At 40.9% G+C, this 17,323-nt stretch carries 12 protein-coding genes; 9 read left to right on the top strand and 3 right to left on the bottom strand.

What is annotated here, in order from left to right; genetic code table 11:
- Positions 1-369 precede the first annotated feature (369 nt).
- Positions 370-1,968 carry an AMP-binding protein gene (locus tag H5181_RS11620; RefSeq protein WP_182751084.1) on the top strand — a complete coding sequence of 533 codons (1,599 nt, stop codon included), beginning with the start codon at positions 370-372 and terminating at the stop codon, positions 1,966-1,968.
- Positions 1,969-2,199: 231 nt separating this feature from the next.
- On the opposite strand, the gene H5181_RS11615 is transcribed toward H5181_RS11620, so the two are convergent.
- Positions 2,200-4,020 (bottom strand): ABC transporter transmembrane domain-containing protein, encoded by a 1,821-nt coding sequence (locus H5181_RS11615; protein WP_182751083.1) that lies wholly within the window; start codon positions 4,018-4,020, stop codon positions 2,200-2,202.
- Between the two features lie 161 nt (positions 4,021-4,181).
- Between H5181_RS11615 and H5181_RS11610 the strand changes: the two genes are divergently transcribed.
- Entirely contained in the window at positions 4,182-4,661 is a 480-nt protein-coding gene (locus H5181_RS11610; protein ID WP_182751082.1) for a Tfp pilus assembly protein FimT/FimU, read from the top strand.
- Between the two features lie 28 nt (positions 4,662-4,689).
- Here H5181_RS11610 and H5181_RS11605 read toward each other — a convergent pair whose 3' ends face one another.
- A complete protein-coding gene (locus H5181_RS11605) occupies positions 4,690-5,100 on the bottom strand; it encodes a hypothetical protein (RefSeq protein WP_101088737.1) in 411 nt (136 codons plus the stop codon).
- Between the two features lie 330 nt (positions 5,101-5,430).
- On the opposite strand from H5181_RS11605, the gene H5181_RS11600 reads away from it, so the two are divergent.
- A complete protein-coding gene (locus H5181_RS11600) occupies positions 5,431-6,609 on the top strand; it encodes a methyltransferase (protein ID WP_182751081.1) in 1,179 nt (392 codons plus the stop codon).
- A 978-nt stretch (positions 6,610-7,587) separates the two neighbouring features.
- Here the strand turns inward: H5181_RS11600 and H5181_RS11595 are convergent.
- Entirely contained in the window at positions 7,588-8,328 is a 741-nt protein-coding gene (locus H5181_RS11595) for a FadR/GntR family transcriptional regulator (protein WP_011638545.1), read from the bottom strand.
- An 848-nt stretch (positions 8,329-9,176) separates the two neighbouring features.
- Between H5181_RS11595 and H5181_RS11590 the strand changes: the two genes are divergently transcribed.
- The 6 genes from H5181_RS11590 to H5181_RS11565 all read left to right on the top strand — a co-directional run bounded on the left by H5181_RS11590 (position 9,177) and on the right by H5181_RS11565 (position 17,314).
- The gene (locus H5181_RS11590) at positions 9,177-11,468 is read left to right on the top strand and encodes a chondroitinase-B domain-containing protein (RefSeq protein WP_182751080.1); all 2,292 of its coding nucleotides are present in this window, start codon (positions 9,177-9,179) and stop codon (positions 11,466-11,468) included.
- Between the two features lie 32 nt (positions 11,469-11,500).
- Positions 11,501-13,747, top strand: a complete 2,247-nt coding sequence (locus H5181_RS11585; protein WP_404948505.1) for a heparinase II/III family protein — start codon at positions 11,501-11,503, stop codon at positions 13,745-13,747.
- Between the two features lie 31 nt (positions 13,748-13,778).
- Entirely contained in the window at positions 13,779-14,126 is a 348-nt protein-coding gene (locus H5181_RS11580) for a cupin domain-containing protein (RefSeq protein ID WP_011638548.1), read from the top strand.
- Entirely contained in the window at positions 14,123-15,409 is a 1,287-nt protein-coding gene (locus H5181_RS11575; protein WP_011638549.1) for an MFS transporter, read from the top strand. The genes H5181_RS11580 and H5181_RS11575 overlap by 4 nt, the downstream gene beginning before the upstream one ends.
- 2 nt (positions 15,410-15,411) lie before the next feature.
- Entirely contained in the window at positions 15,412-16,353 is a 942-nt protein-coding gene (locus H5181_RS11570) for a sugar kinase (protein ID WP_059744771.1), read from the top strand.
- 187 nt (positions 16,354-16,540) lie between these two features.
- Positions 16,541-17,314: a bifunctional 2-polyprenyl-6-hydroxyphenol methylase/3-demethylubiquinol 3-O-methyltransferase UbiG gene (locus H5181_RS11565; RefSeq protein WP_182751078.1), complete on the top strand. Its 774-nt coding sequence runs from the start codon at positions 16,541-16,543 to the stop codon at positions 17,312-17,314.
- Positions 17,315-17,323: the final 9 nt, after the last annotated feature.

Here is a 17,323-nt window from a genome sequence, read left to right as displayed (position 1 = left end):
CCTTATTTCGACTACATTTTTATAACAATTAAAAAACAATTGCTAACACTTTTTTGGATAAATAAGTAAGCGCTAAATAGCAATTAACAAAAAAATACTCTAAGTAATTGATTTTTGGTGACATAGATCACATATAGAATTATTTTTGAGAAGTAAACTTTTTTAACGAAATCAACACAAAACACAAGTGTAACTATTGGTTTACACTCTAAATCGTGCTTTGATGACGATCTATTAAATGAGTTATCTAATGTTGATTCAATTTCAGTGAATCTTTGCCAATTGATATTGACCCGTGTAAGTTAGTAAAAATAATCTAAACGGACGTTTGATTTATAATAATAACCAAAAATATCTAAGGTGGTATGCATGGCTTATGATGCAGATTCAGTACTTGATTTACACCAATACACATCCATAGTTGATTTGATCGAAAAAGCCTGTGACAAGTATGCTGATAATGTTGCATATGCATGTCTTGGGAAAAGCACTACCTTTCGCGAAATAGAACAAAACTCGCGCGATTTTGCCAGTTATTTGCAACATAGCACTTCATTGCAACCAGGCGACAGAGTAGCGATACAATTGCCTAATATTACTCAGTTTGTGATTGCGGCTTATGGGGTAATTCGAGCAGGTATGGTGCTAGTCAATACCAATCCGATGTACACCGAACGTGAACTTATTCATCAATTTAACGACTCAGGTGCAAAAGCCTTAGTCGTATTGTCGGATTTACTACCTACATTAACTAACGTGATCGACAAAACAACAGTAGAGTTGGTGATTTCGACCCACGCAATGGATCTTATCCAACCGCAACCTCAGCCTGAAACCCCTTTTAATAAAGTGGCATTTACCTCTGTGCTCACTGAAGGTGCTAAGTATCCTTATCAGGCGATAAAACCTAACCATGATGATTTAATTGCTCTGCAATACACCGGCGGCACAACCGGTTTATCGAAAGGCGCTATGCTCAATCATGGCAACCTTTTGGCTAATTCTGGTCAAGTAAAATCACGAATTGCTAGCACCATGACCGAAGGGCATGATGTGTTTGTCGCGCCATTACCGATTTACCATATCTATGCATTTATGGTTAATTTGGTGCTGTATTTTGAATCAGGTAGCTGTTCAGTATTAATTCCCAATCCTCGTGATATTGCAGGGCTAATCAATACCATGAAAGCCTATCCATTTACTGGCTTTGCAGGTTTAAACACTCTATTTGTTGGCTTATGTCATCAGCCAGAATTTAAAGCCTTAGATTTCAGTAAAATGAAAATAACCATTTCGGGTGGTACTGCATTAACGAGTGCAGCAGCTAACTTATGGCAAAAAACCACCCAATGTATGATTTCAGAAGGCTATGGTTTGTCTGAAACATCTCCTGTTGTCAGCCTTAATGCACCAGGGCATCAACGCCTCGGTACTATTGGCAAACCTGTATTGGGCACTGAAGTTCATGTACTCGATATGGATGATAATGAAGTGGCTATCGGTCAAGCTGGCGAACTCGCAGTGCGCGGTCCGCAAGTTATGCAAGGGTATTGGAATAAACCACAAGAAACCGCTAACGTCATGACAAAAGACGGATTCTTTAAAACTGGCGATATTGGCATTGCCAGCGAAGATGGTTATCACACCATTGTTGATCGTAAAAAAGACATGATTATTGTTTCTGGTTTTAACGTCTATCCTAATGAAGTTGAAGACGTACTTTCAACTAATGAGTTAGTTTTAGAGTGTGCTGTCGTCGGGGTTGAAGATGAACGTTCTGGCGAAGCAGTAAAAGCCGTGATTGTATTAAAACAGCCGCCAGCGGATATCGAGGCGGTCAAACAGACGATCAATGATTACTGCCGCAGCCAACTGACTGCTTATAAAGTACCACGCATTATTGAGTTTACTGAACAGTTACCGAAAAGTGCTGTCGGGAAAATTTTGCGTCGAGAACTACGTAAATAAAAGCTAGGTAAATAAGAGCTAGGTAAGTACTACGCAAGCAAGAGATGAGCCAAGCAGGTAAATCTTAATGTGCTTAAACGTTATGTAAGTTACCTCAACCCTGAGCAATAACTGATTATCAAACTGCGATTAATGTCATTTGAAAAAGTTAATTGATTCGAAAATAAAAAAGATGCTTCGGCATCTTTTTTTATTTCTCAATTACACACACACTGCACAAAGCAGTAACCATTATGACGGCTCGTTATCCATCAATAACTGTAAACTGGCAAATTCGCGATATAGCTCATTGCTGGCCATTAATTCGTTGTGAGTACCACTGGCAATTAGTTGTCCTTTATCTATCACGAAAATCCGGTCTGCATTGATAACGGTAGCTAAACGATGAGCAATAATCACTGTTGTACGTTTGGCCATTAATGAATCCAGAGCCTGTTTTACTTTGATTTCGCTTATCGCATCTAACGCACTCGTCGCTTCATCAAGCAGTAATATTGGTCTGTCGGCAAGAATCGCTCTTGCGATAGCAATACGTTGCTTTTGCCCACCAGACAAACGCACGCCACGTTCACCTAAATAAGTCGAATAACCATCAGTAAATTCTCGAATAAACTCATCCGCTTTAGCCGCAATGCAAGCCTGTTTTACCTCTTCATCGCTGGCGTCTAAGCGGCCATAGCGCACATTATCGAGTACGTTCATGGCAAAAATCACCGACTCTTGCGGTACAAGTGCATACTGTTGGCGTAAATCTGCCAATGCCAAAGTAGAAATATCAATTCCATCTAATAATATTCGCCCTTGTTTAGGCTGGTAAAAACGCATCATCAATTCAAATAAGGTGCTTTTGCCTGCTCCACTAGGCCCCACTAAAGCGACTCTTTCACCAGGAGTAATCGACATCGACAACTGGCGGATCACGTCTTGCTCAATATCTGACGGATAAGCAAAGCACACGTTATCAAAACTCAGTAAACCTTTAACAGGTAACACAACTTGGTTGGGGGTCACTTGCTGAGGTATATCAATCGGTGTTTTGACTAACTCAATTAAACGCTCTGCTGCACCAGAAGCTCGTTGAATTTCACTAAACACTTCACTGATAGTGGCTACAGCACCTGCAACCATTACGGCATAAAACATAAACGCAGACAGCTCGCCACCGGTGATACTGCCAGACATAACATCTTGCGCCCCAATCCATGTAACAAAAGCAATTGCAACAATGCTTAAAAACATCACCGTTGAAATAAGCAGCGCACGATACATAATACGGCCTTTAGCTACATCCATAACCGCCTCGACTCTATCAGCAAATAGCTGACGGTCTTTAGCCTCGTGGGTATACGCTTGAACAGTATGAATTTCATGCAATGTTTCATCAATATAAGCACCAAGATCGCCTACCCTATCTTGACTTTTACGCGACAAGGTTCTGACTTTTCGGCCAAAAAAGATCACCGGGCCTAATACCAAAGGAACGGCTAACAACACTAATGCTGTCAACTTAACACTGGTAAACGCCATCATAACGATGCCACCAATCACGGTCACACTTGAACGCAACGCCATAGATAAGCTTGAGCCGACAACGCTTTGTAACAAAGTACTGTCAGCCGTAAAACGTGAAATAACTTCACCGGTACGCTGAGTCGCAAAAAAAGCTGGCGATAACGACAATAAATGATTGTAAACCTGTAACCGAATATCAGCACTAACCCGCTCACCAAGCCAAGTCATCAGATAAAAACGACAGAAAACCGCAGTTCCACTGATTGCTGTAATAGCAATAATAAACAACATGATCTCATTCAATCGCCCTGCATTATCGGCAATAAATCCTTCATCGACCATTAACCGCACCCCTTGCCCAAGCGATAGCCATGCAAGCGATCCAATAAATAGAAATACAATTGCCGCCACCACTTTCGTACGATAAGGAGACAAAAATTGTAAAATCCAAGGTAGAACAGAATGTTTTAAAGGAGGTTTAGCGGAAGATATAGACTCTGTTGAAGTCGTCGTTGGATTCGTCACAGTATTAACCAGCATATATAACTAAGATGTCCTGATAGTACCAACAAAACACCACATTGTAGATGCCTTAACAATAAGACGTCGACACAGCAGGATTACGACTGCCGAACAAATGATGCTAGTATCAAATAAAAAATAACATGAAAAACAGCATGAGTAATAAAATGAAAAATAGCATGACAAATAATATAAGACCATCGCACGGCTTTACATTAATAGAGTTGGTTGTTGTGATTATTATTTTAGCCTTATTGGCCGTTGTCGCGAGCAGTAAATTCATTAGCTTACGCAAAGATGCAATTGTATCTACCATGGAAGGGATGGAAACAGCAATGCAATCAGCTGCGACCTTAACCTATTCAAAAGCCGCTATTGCTGGAGTAGAAAGACTTGCGACTACGACGCTTAATATTGATGGGGTCAATGTTAACTTAGCTTATGGCTATCCCAATGGCACTGCTGCGGGTATACCGTTATTAATGAACCTAGCTGATAATGATTGGAACAAACGCCCCAGCGTGTTTACTGGAGCATGGATATACTGGCACGGGGTAATCACAGAGGACGCAGGCAAAGCTGCATGTTATTTACGTTACAGGCAAGTAACATCAGCCACCGCACGCCCTGTTATAGATGTTCAAACAAGCGGATGTTAAGCACCAATAGGTTTAAAAAAACATAACATTAAGACTCAGGGTAACGTTTTTCAATCGCTTTCAGCGATCGTAAAAACAACCCTATACCCCCCACACAAAGTACCAATATAACGATTAAATCAAATGCACTCATGTAAGAAAATCGAAAATTAATCGAGCTTATCACGCCAAAAATCAGTGCCACTAACGAGCCAAATGTCAGTAACCATCCAAGTATGTTTCTGCCATTATAAAACATCAGTCCCACACCAAACATAAAGGGTATCATCACCATTCCACTGGTAAGCCCAAAGCCGCCCAGCTGATATAAATGGCTGCTAAAGCCAAATGAGCTTGTCACTTTAATGGCATTTAATAGCATATAAAAGCCACCGCACATCATCACTAGCCCAATAAAGAACTGACCCATTCCACCTGACGTTCCACCAGCACCTTTCATCAATATCCCTTGAAAACCATTATTTTAAGTCAATATATTGATGTTACTGAAGCGTGCAATTAATAGCAATCATCTCTGCAGCATAGCCATTTTCGTGACGTTAGGTTTTAGTTTCAAAGTTAAAAAATCAATATCACCTTGTTCTGTATCCTAAATTCAACATGTCGCTTAAACGAGTTAAACAAGGAAGCGTTGATAATCAGTTAACTAGCGCCACTCCACAAAATTATCCCTATCAACTTGTTTAAGCCTAAGCCTCGCGCTAGTAAGTGTTATCTGAGATAATATCGGGCTATTTTATCGATATTCTTTTTATTAGGTAACACCGTCATGACAACCCAATTTGCTTGTTCAGGTATAGAGCTTGAGCTTTTTCGTTATCCAAGCCAACAAGCATCAAACTTACAAGCATGGGATGCCGCTGATGAACACCTAGTAAAGTACTTAATCGACACCGAAATAACAGCAACCACTACCGCCATTCTAAATGACAACTTTGGGGCTCTCACATGTGCATTAACCATGCAATATCCACACAGTGAATTACTTGTCGAAACGGATGCTAAAACCAGCTTGTTAGGTTATCAGCAAAATTTATTACACAACAAACTCGCATCAAGCAACATACATTGGCTAAATAGCCGCGAAACGCTGCCACAAAATATTCAATTAGTGCTGATGAAGTTGCCGAAAAACCTACACTATTTTGGCCAGCAACTTGCGCGTTTATCAACGGTGCTTCCAGCAGGAACCCAAATACTGATTGGTGCTAAAGCCAAGTCAATCAATCCAGCATTATTGGCCAGTATTGAAAAAAATCTAGGTCCCGCATCCGCCAGTTTAGCGTGGAAAAAAACACGGGTAATTAGCTGTATTAGCGATGGTAAAAAACGCTCATTAGCGAAAGCGGTGAGTTGGAATGTCGATGAGCTCAAACTCACTATCAGTAACCTTGCTAATGTATTTGCAGCCAATAAGCTCGATATTGGCGCAAGGATTATGCTCGACAACATGCCCAAAGGTGAATTCAAGCACATTATAGACTTAGGCTGTGGTAACGGTATTTTAGGATTACACGCAAAGCAATGTTATCCCAATGCGCAAATCCACTTTGTGGATGATTCTGATATGGCCATCGCCTCGGCAAAGCATAATTGGCAAGCGAACGCGCTAGACACTCCATCTCAAGATCTTCAAACCCAAGATCCTCAAACTGAACAAATGCCACAAGCTTTTTTCCATTGGGACGATTGTCTGAGTAATTTACCAGCGGATGTTGAACCAGATTTAGTGATATGTAACCCTCCGTTTCATCAAGGTGAAGCCATTACTGACCATATCGCTTGGCAAATGTTTGTTGATGCACATAAGCGCCTAAAAAAAGGCGGTTTATTACATATCGTTGGTAATCGACATTTAGCCTACCACGTTAAAATAAATCGCATTTTTAAAAACTGCACCACGGTTGCCTCTAATGGTAAGTTTGTCATTTTACAAGCAATAAAATAATGTCCTGAATAAGGTACTAAGGTCATGCTCCCCTACATGGCCCTGCATATAAAACCAAACCAATATTGATAGTAACGAGCGAGGGCCGACACAGTTTATGTGCAGCCTTTCACTCGTATGTATTTCAACTCACTACACCTTGTTTATCTAGTACGCCCACATTAACGAGCATAAATAATCATTGAACATTCATTAGTGTGAACGGCGATACAAATCTCTTTTTGTTGTAACTAACAGCAAATCGATTTGTGATGTTCATATCCCTTGAATAAATAACTATATGTCCGATTGTGTTGATCACTCGTTCGCAATAACGAGGCATCAATAGCCGCAATGATAAGTGAACAGAATGATTAATAAGCACTGAGCTTATGACCAATACCTTCCCGCGCTTAATAACTCACTATCGGTATTACCAAGTCGGCATAATTGGTTAGCGCACAAATAAACTAAATCCTATAATGACATTACCAAAATGAGTATGGGTAGTGGTAACAACACAATTCAATCATATTTATCTAGATAGAACAGCCGCTACACTAACTAATGAGGATAAATTCCTGTAATAATATTGGAGCTAATTATGATATTTCTTATATTTTTAAAGTCCAATTTAACAGCTTATTTTCTGAGTAAGTTGACCATAAAGAACATCAACTGATTAACCAAGTTACTTAATTGGTCGCTATTTATGTGGAGTATTACAACTTCAATAGCGCAAAAAAATCATGTAACAAATAGCTAAAGTGGCCGCTGAAAATGCGACACATCATTGCATTGGGGATAGGATTATTGATGGCGTTAACTAAATTGCTTGTTATCTCAAGCTGGCAGTTGAAATCATGAAGTCATCTTTACCGATATTATGGTCAACATCACTCATAGCATCCCTCATAATATCGCTCATAAAAAACGCGCTAACACTTAAGCGTGAGCGCGTTAATTTTATCGCAATGAGCTAATCCGCTTTAAAAGCAATTAACCTTTTGTTTTTACTAAACTCTCAATTGAATACAAGTCTCGATTAGCACTATTTTTCCGACGAACTTCTTCTAATGCCTGCTGTTCTAATTTATCAAACAACACATTGATTAAGCGATTAAAATGCTTATGCATTGCTAAACGAGCCTCGGCGGCATCGTGCAGTGATAATGCCTGATAAATTGCGGTATGTTCTGCCAAGGTTTTATTATTGTCTGTGCTACAAACAATATTATAATCTTCAATGATTTCATTACTTGATGAACGCAGTGCCCACATGTTTTCAAACAGATTTATCAACGCGCCATTACGAGTAGAATATGCGATGATCTGATGAAACAGCTCGTCTGCTTCTTCGACATTTTGCATATCTTTCATCATTACTAATGTTTCATGGAGTTTTTCAAGCTCTTCTGCAGTAATGGTTTTTGCTGCTAAAGCAGCTATTTCACCTTCAACTAAAGCACGTGCTTGGGTTAATTCAAATGCGTTAACATTATTAACCGCTACCGGTTTTTGCTGATGATCAACCACGTACACGCCAGAACCCGTTTTCACTTCCACTTTTTCACGCACTTCTAGTGCAATAATAGCTTCACGAATAGTTGGCCTGCTTACTTCAAACTTTTCAGCAAGCTCACGTTCTGGGGGTAAACGACTGCCTACCGGATACTCGCCACTGGCGATAGCGGCTTCAATCGTATCGACTATTCGCCAAAATAAACGACGGTTTTTCATATACCTTCCTTCGAAAAGTAAAACCAATTTACTGGTTAATGCTGACATATTATCGGTTAATACCTTAGCAGCAAACAACTAAATTACATGTTATGTTAATCTCAATATAGAAAGAATAGCACATTGTCATACCTTTAAAAATATTGGTAATAGACTGAAAATGTAAAATCTTAGTAATTGGTAAAACAATTTATTGACATAATCTTAATGATTGGTTAGTTTCTATTCAAGCACAAATGATCATTTAACAGAATAATTTAAATTTTGTGTGTACGTAAAGAAAAAGGAAATCAACTAATCTGGGGAGATTAACGTGAAATTTACCAAGACAAGCAATACTTTGAGACTAACAGGATTAAAGTCGCAATCAAGACCAGTAATTTACGACGCGGCACTAATATCTCTATTCACCAATCATGAACGTGCAACAGTGACAAACGAGTCAATACAAAAACAGCACGTCACAGTCTCTTAAATGCGAGGTAATTGGACTCGGTTACGCTTAATTACGGTTACGCTTAATTCATAATACCGTGAGAGTTAGACCCAGCCAAACAGCCTACCATTTCCAGACAGCTCTAATCACTATGCGCATGACAATGGACAACCTCAATTTGTTGGCTAACGTTACTGTGACAGATTACTTGTCACGTTGTTTCAAAGCCCTGAACAGGTTGGGTGAACCCCAAATAATTCCCCGTGGAAATAGCACCACAGTTGCTGATTATTCATGCTATGGCGCTAACGAAACTCTAAGGTGAAAAAGTAATTTTTTGATCCTTCCTCCCTTGATAACTACTTAACGTAGCCGTGGGATATCCTTTAAACAGTATTAAACGAGAGACTAGATGAATCATTCAAATAACAATACGTCATCGTCAAGGCATTGGTTATTCACACAGTTGTTAGTCTTATTAATGCTTTGCACCCCATCAATCTACGTGCAGGCAAAAGATCGCTTCGTGACTACCCAAACTGAGTACAAACAAGCACTAAAGCTCGTTGAACCTGGCGATAAAATCATTTTAAAAAATGGTACATGGCAAGATTTTGAAGTGTTGTTTATGGCGACAGGCACCGCCAATGCCCCTATTGAATTAACAGCCGAAACTAAAGGTAAAGTAATCCTGTCTGGCCAATCGAATCTTAAACTGGCTGGTGAGTATTTACAGGTGTCGGGGCTAGTATTTAAAAATGGCTTTACGCCAAGTAATGAAGTTATTGCATTTCGTAAGAATAAAAATCAGTTAGCCAATCACTCACGAGTAACCGAAGTGGTTATCGATAACTACAGCAATCTAGATCGCCAAGAGTCTGATTATTGGGTCAGCTTATATGGACAAAATAACCGACTTGATCACAATCACTTTGTTGGTAAACGCAATGTAGGCGTAACTGTTGCTGTGCGTTTAGACAGTAAAAGCAGTCAGCAAAATCATCACCGAATTGATCATAACTATTTTGGTCCTCGCCCAATCTTAGGCTCTAATGGTGGTGAAACTCTCAGAATTGGCACCAGCCATTACTCACTCACAGATTCCTTTACCGTGGTTGAAAATAATTATTTTGATCGCTGCGATGGTGAAGTCGAAATTATTTCGGTCAAGTCGGGTAAAAACCGTATTCAAAATAACGTCTTTTATGAATCAAGAGGCACATTAACCTTAAGGCACGGTAACGGTAATATTATCGATAGCAATGTGTTTTTGGGTAATGGCGTTGAACATACCGGCGGGATCCGCGTGATTAACCGCGATCAAACTATCGCCAACAACTACCTAGAAGGCTTAACTGGTAATCGATTTGGCAGTGGTTTTACTATTATGAATGGCGTGCCGAACTCATCAATTAATCGCTACCATCAAGTGGTCAACGCCAGTATTAACCACAATAGCTTTATTAATATTGACCATATTGAGCTGGCCGCGGGCAGTGACAGCGAACGTTCAGCGGTACCACTAGACAGTAAGTTAAACCACAATCTATTTATTAGCCCAACTGCACCATTTACTTTACACGATGATATTAGCGGACTTAGCTTTAACGATAACCTCAGTAATTTTGCGACAAAAACGTTAAGCCCATTAATGGCTAAAGGTATTCGTTCAAAAGATATCACCATGGAACGTGCTGCAAATGGCTTGTTATACCCAAGTGATGAAAATTTTGCAGCATACGGTGCCAGTAAAAAACTGACCCCTACATTAAAGCAAGATACCGGCACACTTTGGTATCCAAAAGCAGAGCCTACAATCGCATTCCAATCTGGCAACACTATCAACGTTAGCGCCAATGACGATGAATTAGCAAGCGCTGTTGAACGAGCTAAACCAGGCGATATTTTATTACTCAGTGATGGCAAATATAACATCAGCAGAATACTGGCGATCAACAAAACGTTAACCTTTAAAGCCGCTAATGCTCACCAAGCAATAATCAGCTTTGAACGCCCTAGTCTATTTGAAATTCAAGACAACGGTAGTTTGCAACTCGATGGTCTAGTCATTACTGGCTTAAACAGCCCTGATGCTGCCGGTAATAGCGTGGTAAGAACCCGCAAATGGGGCATGTTAACTAATTATCGTTTTGAAATGACAAACAGCATTGTTGAGCAACTTAATGTGAATCACTCATTTCACTTTTTCGATTCGGGCAGTCGCGCCTTTGCAGATAGTATTAATGTCAGCAATAGCCAGTTCCGCCATATTAGCGGGGATTTATTTCGCCTCGACAAAGAAACCGACGACCTAGGGATTTATAACACCGAATACCTCATATTGAACAATAACCAGTTTGACGATATTGAGGGTGCTATTGCCTCGGTATACCGCGGTGGTACGGATGAGAGTACCTTTGGTCCCCATGTATCGGTAACCAACAATGAGTTCACTAAAGTCGGTCAAGGTAAGCGCAATAAAACAGGTGCGTCACTGAAATTGCACGGGGTTCAAATGAGCCAAATAGAGCACAATAAATTTAACAACAGTGCCGCTATTATTGTTGAACACACCGTCGGTGAACCACAAACCCGCATTACGCATAATCAGTTTACTGATACACCTAGCCCACAAGTAACGGAGTTAGTTGTAATAGGTAAACACACTGCTGATATCAACAATAATAAAGTGCAAAAACTATGAAAAACTTCAATATAGCGGCCGGCGTAAGCCCGATGACGCGTGCCATTAAGCAGGCAGGAAAAATAGCACTATTGGCGTCAATAACGTGCGCTATTTCATTACCCGTTATGGCTGCGCAACATCCAAACTTAGTCATAAACCAGCAAGATGTGGCAGCCATGAAACAGGCCATAACTCAACCTGGGTCATTTCAAAATGCATTCAATACCACGCAGAGTAATGTGGACAAGGGACTGGCTCAGCCAATTGAAGTGCCAGTACCCAAAGATGCAGGTGGTGGTTATACCCACGAAAAACATAAAAGTAATTACCAACAAATGTATGACACTGGCATTATTTATCAGCTGACTGGCGATAAAAAATATGCCGAATACGTTAAAGACATGCTGTTGCAATATGCCACACTTTACCCAACACTACCTTTGCACCCTATGCGTAAAAGCAACAATGAAGGTAAACTTTTCTGGCAAGGACTCAATGAAGCAGTTTGGTTAGTGCATACCATTCAGGCGTACGACTTTATCTATGATGCGTTAACACCTGCAGAACGTAATACCATCGAAACGGGTGCAATAATACCCGCCGCACTCTTTTTGTCAGAACAATCTCCACACACCTTTAATAAGGTGCATAACCACGGCACTTGGGCCACTGCTGCTGTTGGTATGAGTGGATATGTACTCGATAAGCCACTTTGGGTTGAACGTGCATTGTACGACTTAAATCTCGCCAAAAAAGGCGGTTTTATGCGTCAGTTGGACGAATTGTTTTCACCAGACGGTTATTACAATGAAGGGCCATATTATCAACGCTATGCATTAATGCCATTTGTGACTTTTGCTAAAGCCATTGAGCAAAATGAACCGCAGCGTAAGATTTTTCAATACCGTGACGGTATATTACTTAAAGCTATTACGAGTACGGTTGAACTCAGTTATAACAAACTGTTTTTCCCGCTTAACGATGCGATTAAAAGCAAAGGCATCGACACTATTGAACTCGTCAACGGCGTCGCCATTGCTTATGGTCTCAACGGCGATCCACGTTTATTAGATATTGCTCAGCAACAACACAATATTTTATTAACGGGTGATGGGCTCAAAGTTGCACAAGGGTTAGACAACAAACTACAACAGCCCTTTCCATTCGTTTCGACATTATTCCGCGATGGCCAACAAGGTGATGACGGTGCATTAGTGGTTATGCGTCAAGGCAAAGCAACCGACCAAGCCATTGTATTTAAAGCAACCGCTCAAGGTTTAGGTCATGGCCATTTTGATAAGTTAACGTGGCAGTTTTACGATGCTGGTAATGAAATCGTATCCGATTATGGCGCTGCACGTTTTCTAAATGTTGAGGCAAAATTTGGTGGCCGTTATTTACCTGAAAATGAATCATGGGCTAAACAAACCATTGCCCATAACACTTTAATTGTTGACGAGAAAAGTCATTTTAATGGCAAACTTAAAGCGGCTAACAAAAATAACCCGACATTACACTTCTACTCAGCAAAGCAAGACCTCACCATCGCATCAGCTTCAATCGACACTGCTTATGATGATGTCGCGTTTAAGCGCACTCTCGCCTTAGTCAACATCAAACAACGTGATGCGGTAATTGGTATCGATATAATGCGTGTTACGGCTAACAAGCCACATCAATACGACTTACCAGTGCATTATCAAGGGCAATTAATCGATACCAACTTTGACAGACAAGCGTCACTGACTCAATTGTCTGCTTTGGGTACCGAAAATGGTTACCAACATCTATGGTTGTTAGCAACTGCTAACCTAGCCAAAGACAAAGCCGCTAATAAACTGGCTAAAGTCACTTGGTTAAATGATAACGGCCATTTTTATACCCATAGCACGTTAGTCAATACTAACTTCAACAATGCCACTAACGAGCAAATGTTATTCACCCAATTGGGTGCCAACGATCCGGATATGAACTTACGCCAACAGCAGTCGTTCATTCACCGAGTGAATGCCACTAATCATACTTATGTCAGCGTGATGGAGCCACACGGCGAGTACAACCCATCAAAAGAATACACTCTAGAAGCCACCAGCAATATTGCAGGGCTGATTCATCATCAACAAGCTGATCTAGAAGCGATGCAAATACGCTTTACCGATGGACAACAATATCTATTAGCAATCAACCACGCAGATAACGCTGTGACTCAAGAAACACAAAGTGTCATTAGCGTCAACGGGGTGCAATACCCGTTTAGCGGACGCGCCGAATTATTAGACATTAAAGAATCCAAGTAACACAAAATTAAAATAAAAAGGAATAAACACCATGCAGCAAAGTGAGCATTTTTCATTTGGGGAACAAACCGAAATCGAGGATATTGGCGGAGGGTTAAAGCGCCAAATGCTTGGATTTAATCATGAACTCATGGCAGTAAAGATTTGGTTTGATAAGGGAGCAGAAGGCTATGTCCATGCTCATCGCCATTCACAAGTATCGTATGTGGTAGAAGGCGAGTTTCATGTCAATGTCGATGGCGTGATTAAGGTGTTAACGGCTGGAGACAGCTTCTTTGTGCCACCTCATGTAGACCATGGTGCAGTTTGCCCAACTGGTGGCATTTTAATTGATACCTTTAGCCCGGCTAGAGAAGACTTTGTTGAGGGTTTATCATGAAAAAAGTCCCCCTTAAATTGAAGCACCTACGTTGGCTTGTTGTCAGCTTAGTGGCACTCGCTACCGTCATTAACTACATCGACCGATCTGCCCTTGCCATTATGTGGCCAGGCATTGCAGAAGATTTAGGTTTAGATAAAAGTGATTATGCCAACATTATTACCGTGTTCATGATCTCATACGCAATTGGTCAGTCTCTATTTGGTAAGATATTTGATGCTATTGGCACGCGCTTAGGTTTTTTATTATCCATTGTCGTGTGGTCGGTCTCAATCGCCCTGCATGCTGTTGCAGCAAGCGTTACCTCATTTGCTATTTTTAGAGCTATGCTTGGGCTAGGCGAAGCGGGTAACTGGCCTGGTGCAACCAAAGCGAATGCTGAATGGTTTCCGATTAAAGAACGCGCCCTAGCACAAGGTATCTTCAATGCTGGTGCGTCTTTAGGCTCGATTATCGCCCCACCATTGATTGCTTTTTTGTATGCATTTTTAGGATGGCAGGCAACCTTTATCGTCATTGGTAGTTTGGGTATTCTTTGGATTTTACCTTGGTTGATTGTTTATAAATCATCACCAGACTCACATCCATGGATCACTGAAGAAGAACGCCAACATATCTTAACCGGACAGCAATGCACTTCAGAAAAACAACAGGACAAAGAATACGTGCCCACTATGGGACAGTTATTACGCCACCGTCAAACTTGGGGAGTGATTGCAGCACGTTTCTTTATCGACCCAATCTGGTGGTTATTTGTTGCTTGGCTACCATTGTATTTAAACGAAAAATTTGGCTTTGATGTTAAACAAATTGGCGCGTTTGCTTGGTTACCTTATGTAGGTGCTGCCATTGGTGCACTATTTGGTGGTTGGTTTAGTGGCCACTTGATGAGCCGAGGCTGGTCGGTGAATAAAGCCCGTCGTAGTGCAATTGTCTTAGGTTGTATGGTTATGCTGCCAGCACTGTTACTGACATCTCTTGCTGCAACACCTTGGATGGCAATGGGCCTTATAGCGCTTATCTTATTTGGTTTCCAAACGGCTATTGGCAACGTTCAAACGTTACCAAGTGATTACTTCTCCGGTAAAACAGTCGGTACCTTAGCTGGTATTAGTGGCACATCGGCAGTACTAAGTGTGATTATCACCATCCAATTAGTGCCAATGATGACCAAAGGCGGTGACTATACGCCATTCTTTATTTTAGGTGCTGCGTTAGTTCCACTAGCATTAATTTCGTTGTGGTTAGGCGGAAAAATTGAACCGGTAAAAAGGAAGGCATAACCGTGAAGAGTCTGTATTTATTTGGTGAGTGTATGGTCGAATTGCAACGTGTAACGGCCAGCAGCTTGCAGCAATCTTTTGCTGGTGATGTGTATAACACTGGGGTTTATCTTAAGCGCACCTTTAGTGATATTAACACCCACCTAGTCACAGCCATTGGCCAAGATAGTTTTAGCCAGGCCATGTTGCAACGCTTTGAAGATGAAAAAATTAATACTGATATGGTCTTTCAAAGCACCGACAAAATTGCTGGTCTGTATGCAATACAAACTGACAGTAAAGGCGAGCGCAGCTTTACATACTGGCGCAACGATTCAGCCGCCAAGCAAATCATGCAATTTATTGACGATGCAGCCATCAGTAAAATATCTCAGGCAGATATGGTGTTTTTTTCGGGCATTTCTTTAGCAGTAATTAATGAAGAAGATCGAGACGCATTTTGGTTACTGATTAAACAATGCAAGCAAGCAGGTGTCAGTATTGTATTTGACCCTAACTACCGCGCAAGAATGTGGCACAGTCCAGACCAGGCAAAGGCACAGTTTGATATTGCGTTTAGTGTGGCCGATGTCGTACTGCCAGGTGTTGATGACTTTAATCAACTTTACGGTATTAGCTCCGTTGAAGACATTATTGCGTTCTGCCAGCCTTACGACATTAACGAGCTGGTGATAAAAAATGGTGAAAACGGCATTAATTATCTGATTAATGGCCAGCAACAGCATTTTTCAATCACACCAGTAACGAATGTTGTCGACACCACATCAGCGGGTGACTCATTTAACGGGGTGTATTTAGGCGCACGCTTAACTGGCGCAGATATCAGCACAGCGATAAAATTAGCCTCTCAAGCAGCAGGATTTGTGATCCAACATAAAGGTGCCATTGCACCAAAAATTGAGTTTCATCAATTTATTGAACGTCAAAAATTAATGATGCAATAACAGCTAAAGAGTCATCTTTTGTCGCTTGTAAAAAGGCTTGATAACACTGAGTTATCAAGCCTTTTTATTTGCTAAGAAAAAGTAATATATCGCCTGTTGAGCCATTCGTGTTTTAGCTTCAAAACAAGTAATATTACTGAATCATTTCGATAATTTACCCTATTAAAGCAATAAGAAGACATTGAACATGGACTATTTAGCCATCAATAAACACGCATGGAACGAGCGAACCCAAATCCACCTCGACTCAACATTTTATGACTTAGAGGCATTTATCCAAGGTAAGTCATCATTAAACCCCATTGAACTTGAACAAGTCGGCGATGTGCACCACAAAAGCCTGTTGCACCTACAATGTCACTTTGGACAAGACAGCTTATCGTGGGCAAGGCTTGGCGCCAATGTCACTGGCGTAGATTTATCAAGCGAATCGATTGCAACTGCAAAAAAGCTGGCTGCTCAATTACACTTACCAGCAACATTCATCAACAATGACATCTATCAATTTGGTGATCACAATACAGAGCAATATGACTTCGTATTCACCTCTTATGGGGTGTTAGCTTGGTTACCCGATTTAACTCGCTGGGCGCAAACCATTGCAGGAGCATTACGTCCAGGCGGTGAATTTCATTTGGTTGAGTTCCACCCTTTTAATGATGTGCTGTGTGGTTATGGCTACTTTCCACAGACACAACCGGATATCGAAGATGAAGTCACCTACACCGAAAACCACAACGACCAAATTGAAACGGTAGTCACTTGGCCGCACCCGATAAGTGAAGTCATTAGCGCACTTATTAGTGCAGGACTCAGTATCGAAGCGTTTAACGAACACCCTTACAGTCCCTACAACTGCGTTGAAGGTTTGGAGTTTGTGGTAGGCAAAGGTTACCAGCTAAAACATCAAGACCACCTCATCCCACTTATTTACTCTATTAAAGCAAGTAAAGTGGGATAAGTACTAGCC

This window comes from Shewanella sp. SG44-2 (genome assembly GCF_014164215.1).
GTDB classification, from domain to species: Bacteria; Pseudomonadota; Gammaproteobacteria; order Enterobacterales; family Shewanellaceae; genus Shewanella; species Shewanella frigidimarina.
This window is presented reverse-complemented; position numbering and strand designations above follow the sequence as displayed.

Excerpts from the sequence above, each read along its gene's own strand:
- H5181_RS11575 (WP_011638549.1), top strand. The coding sequence starts at position 14,123 with ATGAAAAAAGTCCCCCTTAAATTGAAGCACCTACGTTGGCTTGTTGTC.
- H5181_RS11580 (WP_011638548.1), top strand. The coding sequence starts at position 13,779 with ATGCAGCAAAGTGAGCATTTTTCATTTGGGGAACAAACCGAAATCGAG.
- H5181_RS11565 (WP_182751078.1), top strand. The coding sequence starts at position 16,541 with ATGGACTATTTAGCCATCAATAAACACGCATGGAACGAGCGAACCCAA.
- H5181_RS11595 (WP_011638545.1), bottom strand. The coding sequence starts at position 8,328 with ATGAAAAACCGTCGTTTATTTTGGCGAATAGTCGATACGATTGAAGCC.
- H5181_RS11600 (WP_182751081.1), top strand. The coding sequence starts at position 5,431 with ATGACAACCCAATTTGCTTGTTCAGGTATAGAGCTTGAGCTTTTTCGT.
- H5181_RS11605 (WP_101088737.1), bottom strand. The coding sequence starts at position 5,100 with ATGAAAGGTGCTGGTGGAACGTCAGGTGGAATGGGTCAGTTCTTTATT.
- H5181_RS11610 (WP_182751082.1), top strand. The coding sequence starts at position 4,182 with ATGACAAATAATATAAGACCATCGCACGGCTTTACATTAATAGAGTTG.
- H5181_RS11620 (WP_182751084.1), top strand. The coding sequence starts at position 370 with ATGGCTTATGATGCAGATTCAGTACTTGATTTACACCAATACACATCC.
- H5181_RS11615 (WP_182751083.1), bottom strand. The coding sequence starts at position 4,020 with ATGCTGGTTAATACTGTGACGAATCCAACGACGACTTCAACAGAGTCT.
- H5181_RS11590 (WP_182751080.1), top strand. The coding sequence starts at position 9,177 with ATGAATCATTCAAATAACAATACGTCATCGTCAAGGCATTGGTTATTC.
- H5181_RS11585 (WP_404948505.1), top strand. The coding sequence starts at position 11,501 with ATGACGCGTGCCATTAAGCAGGCAGGAAAAATAGCACTATTGGCGTCA.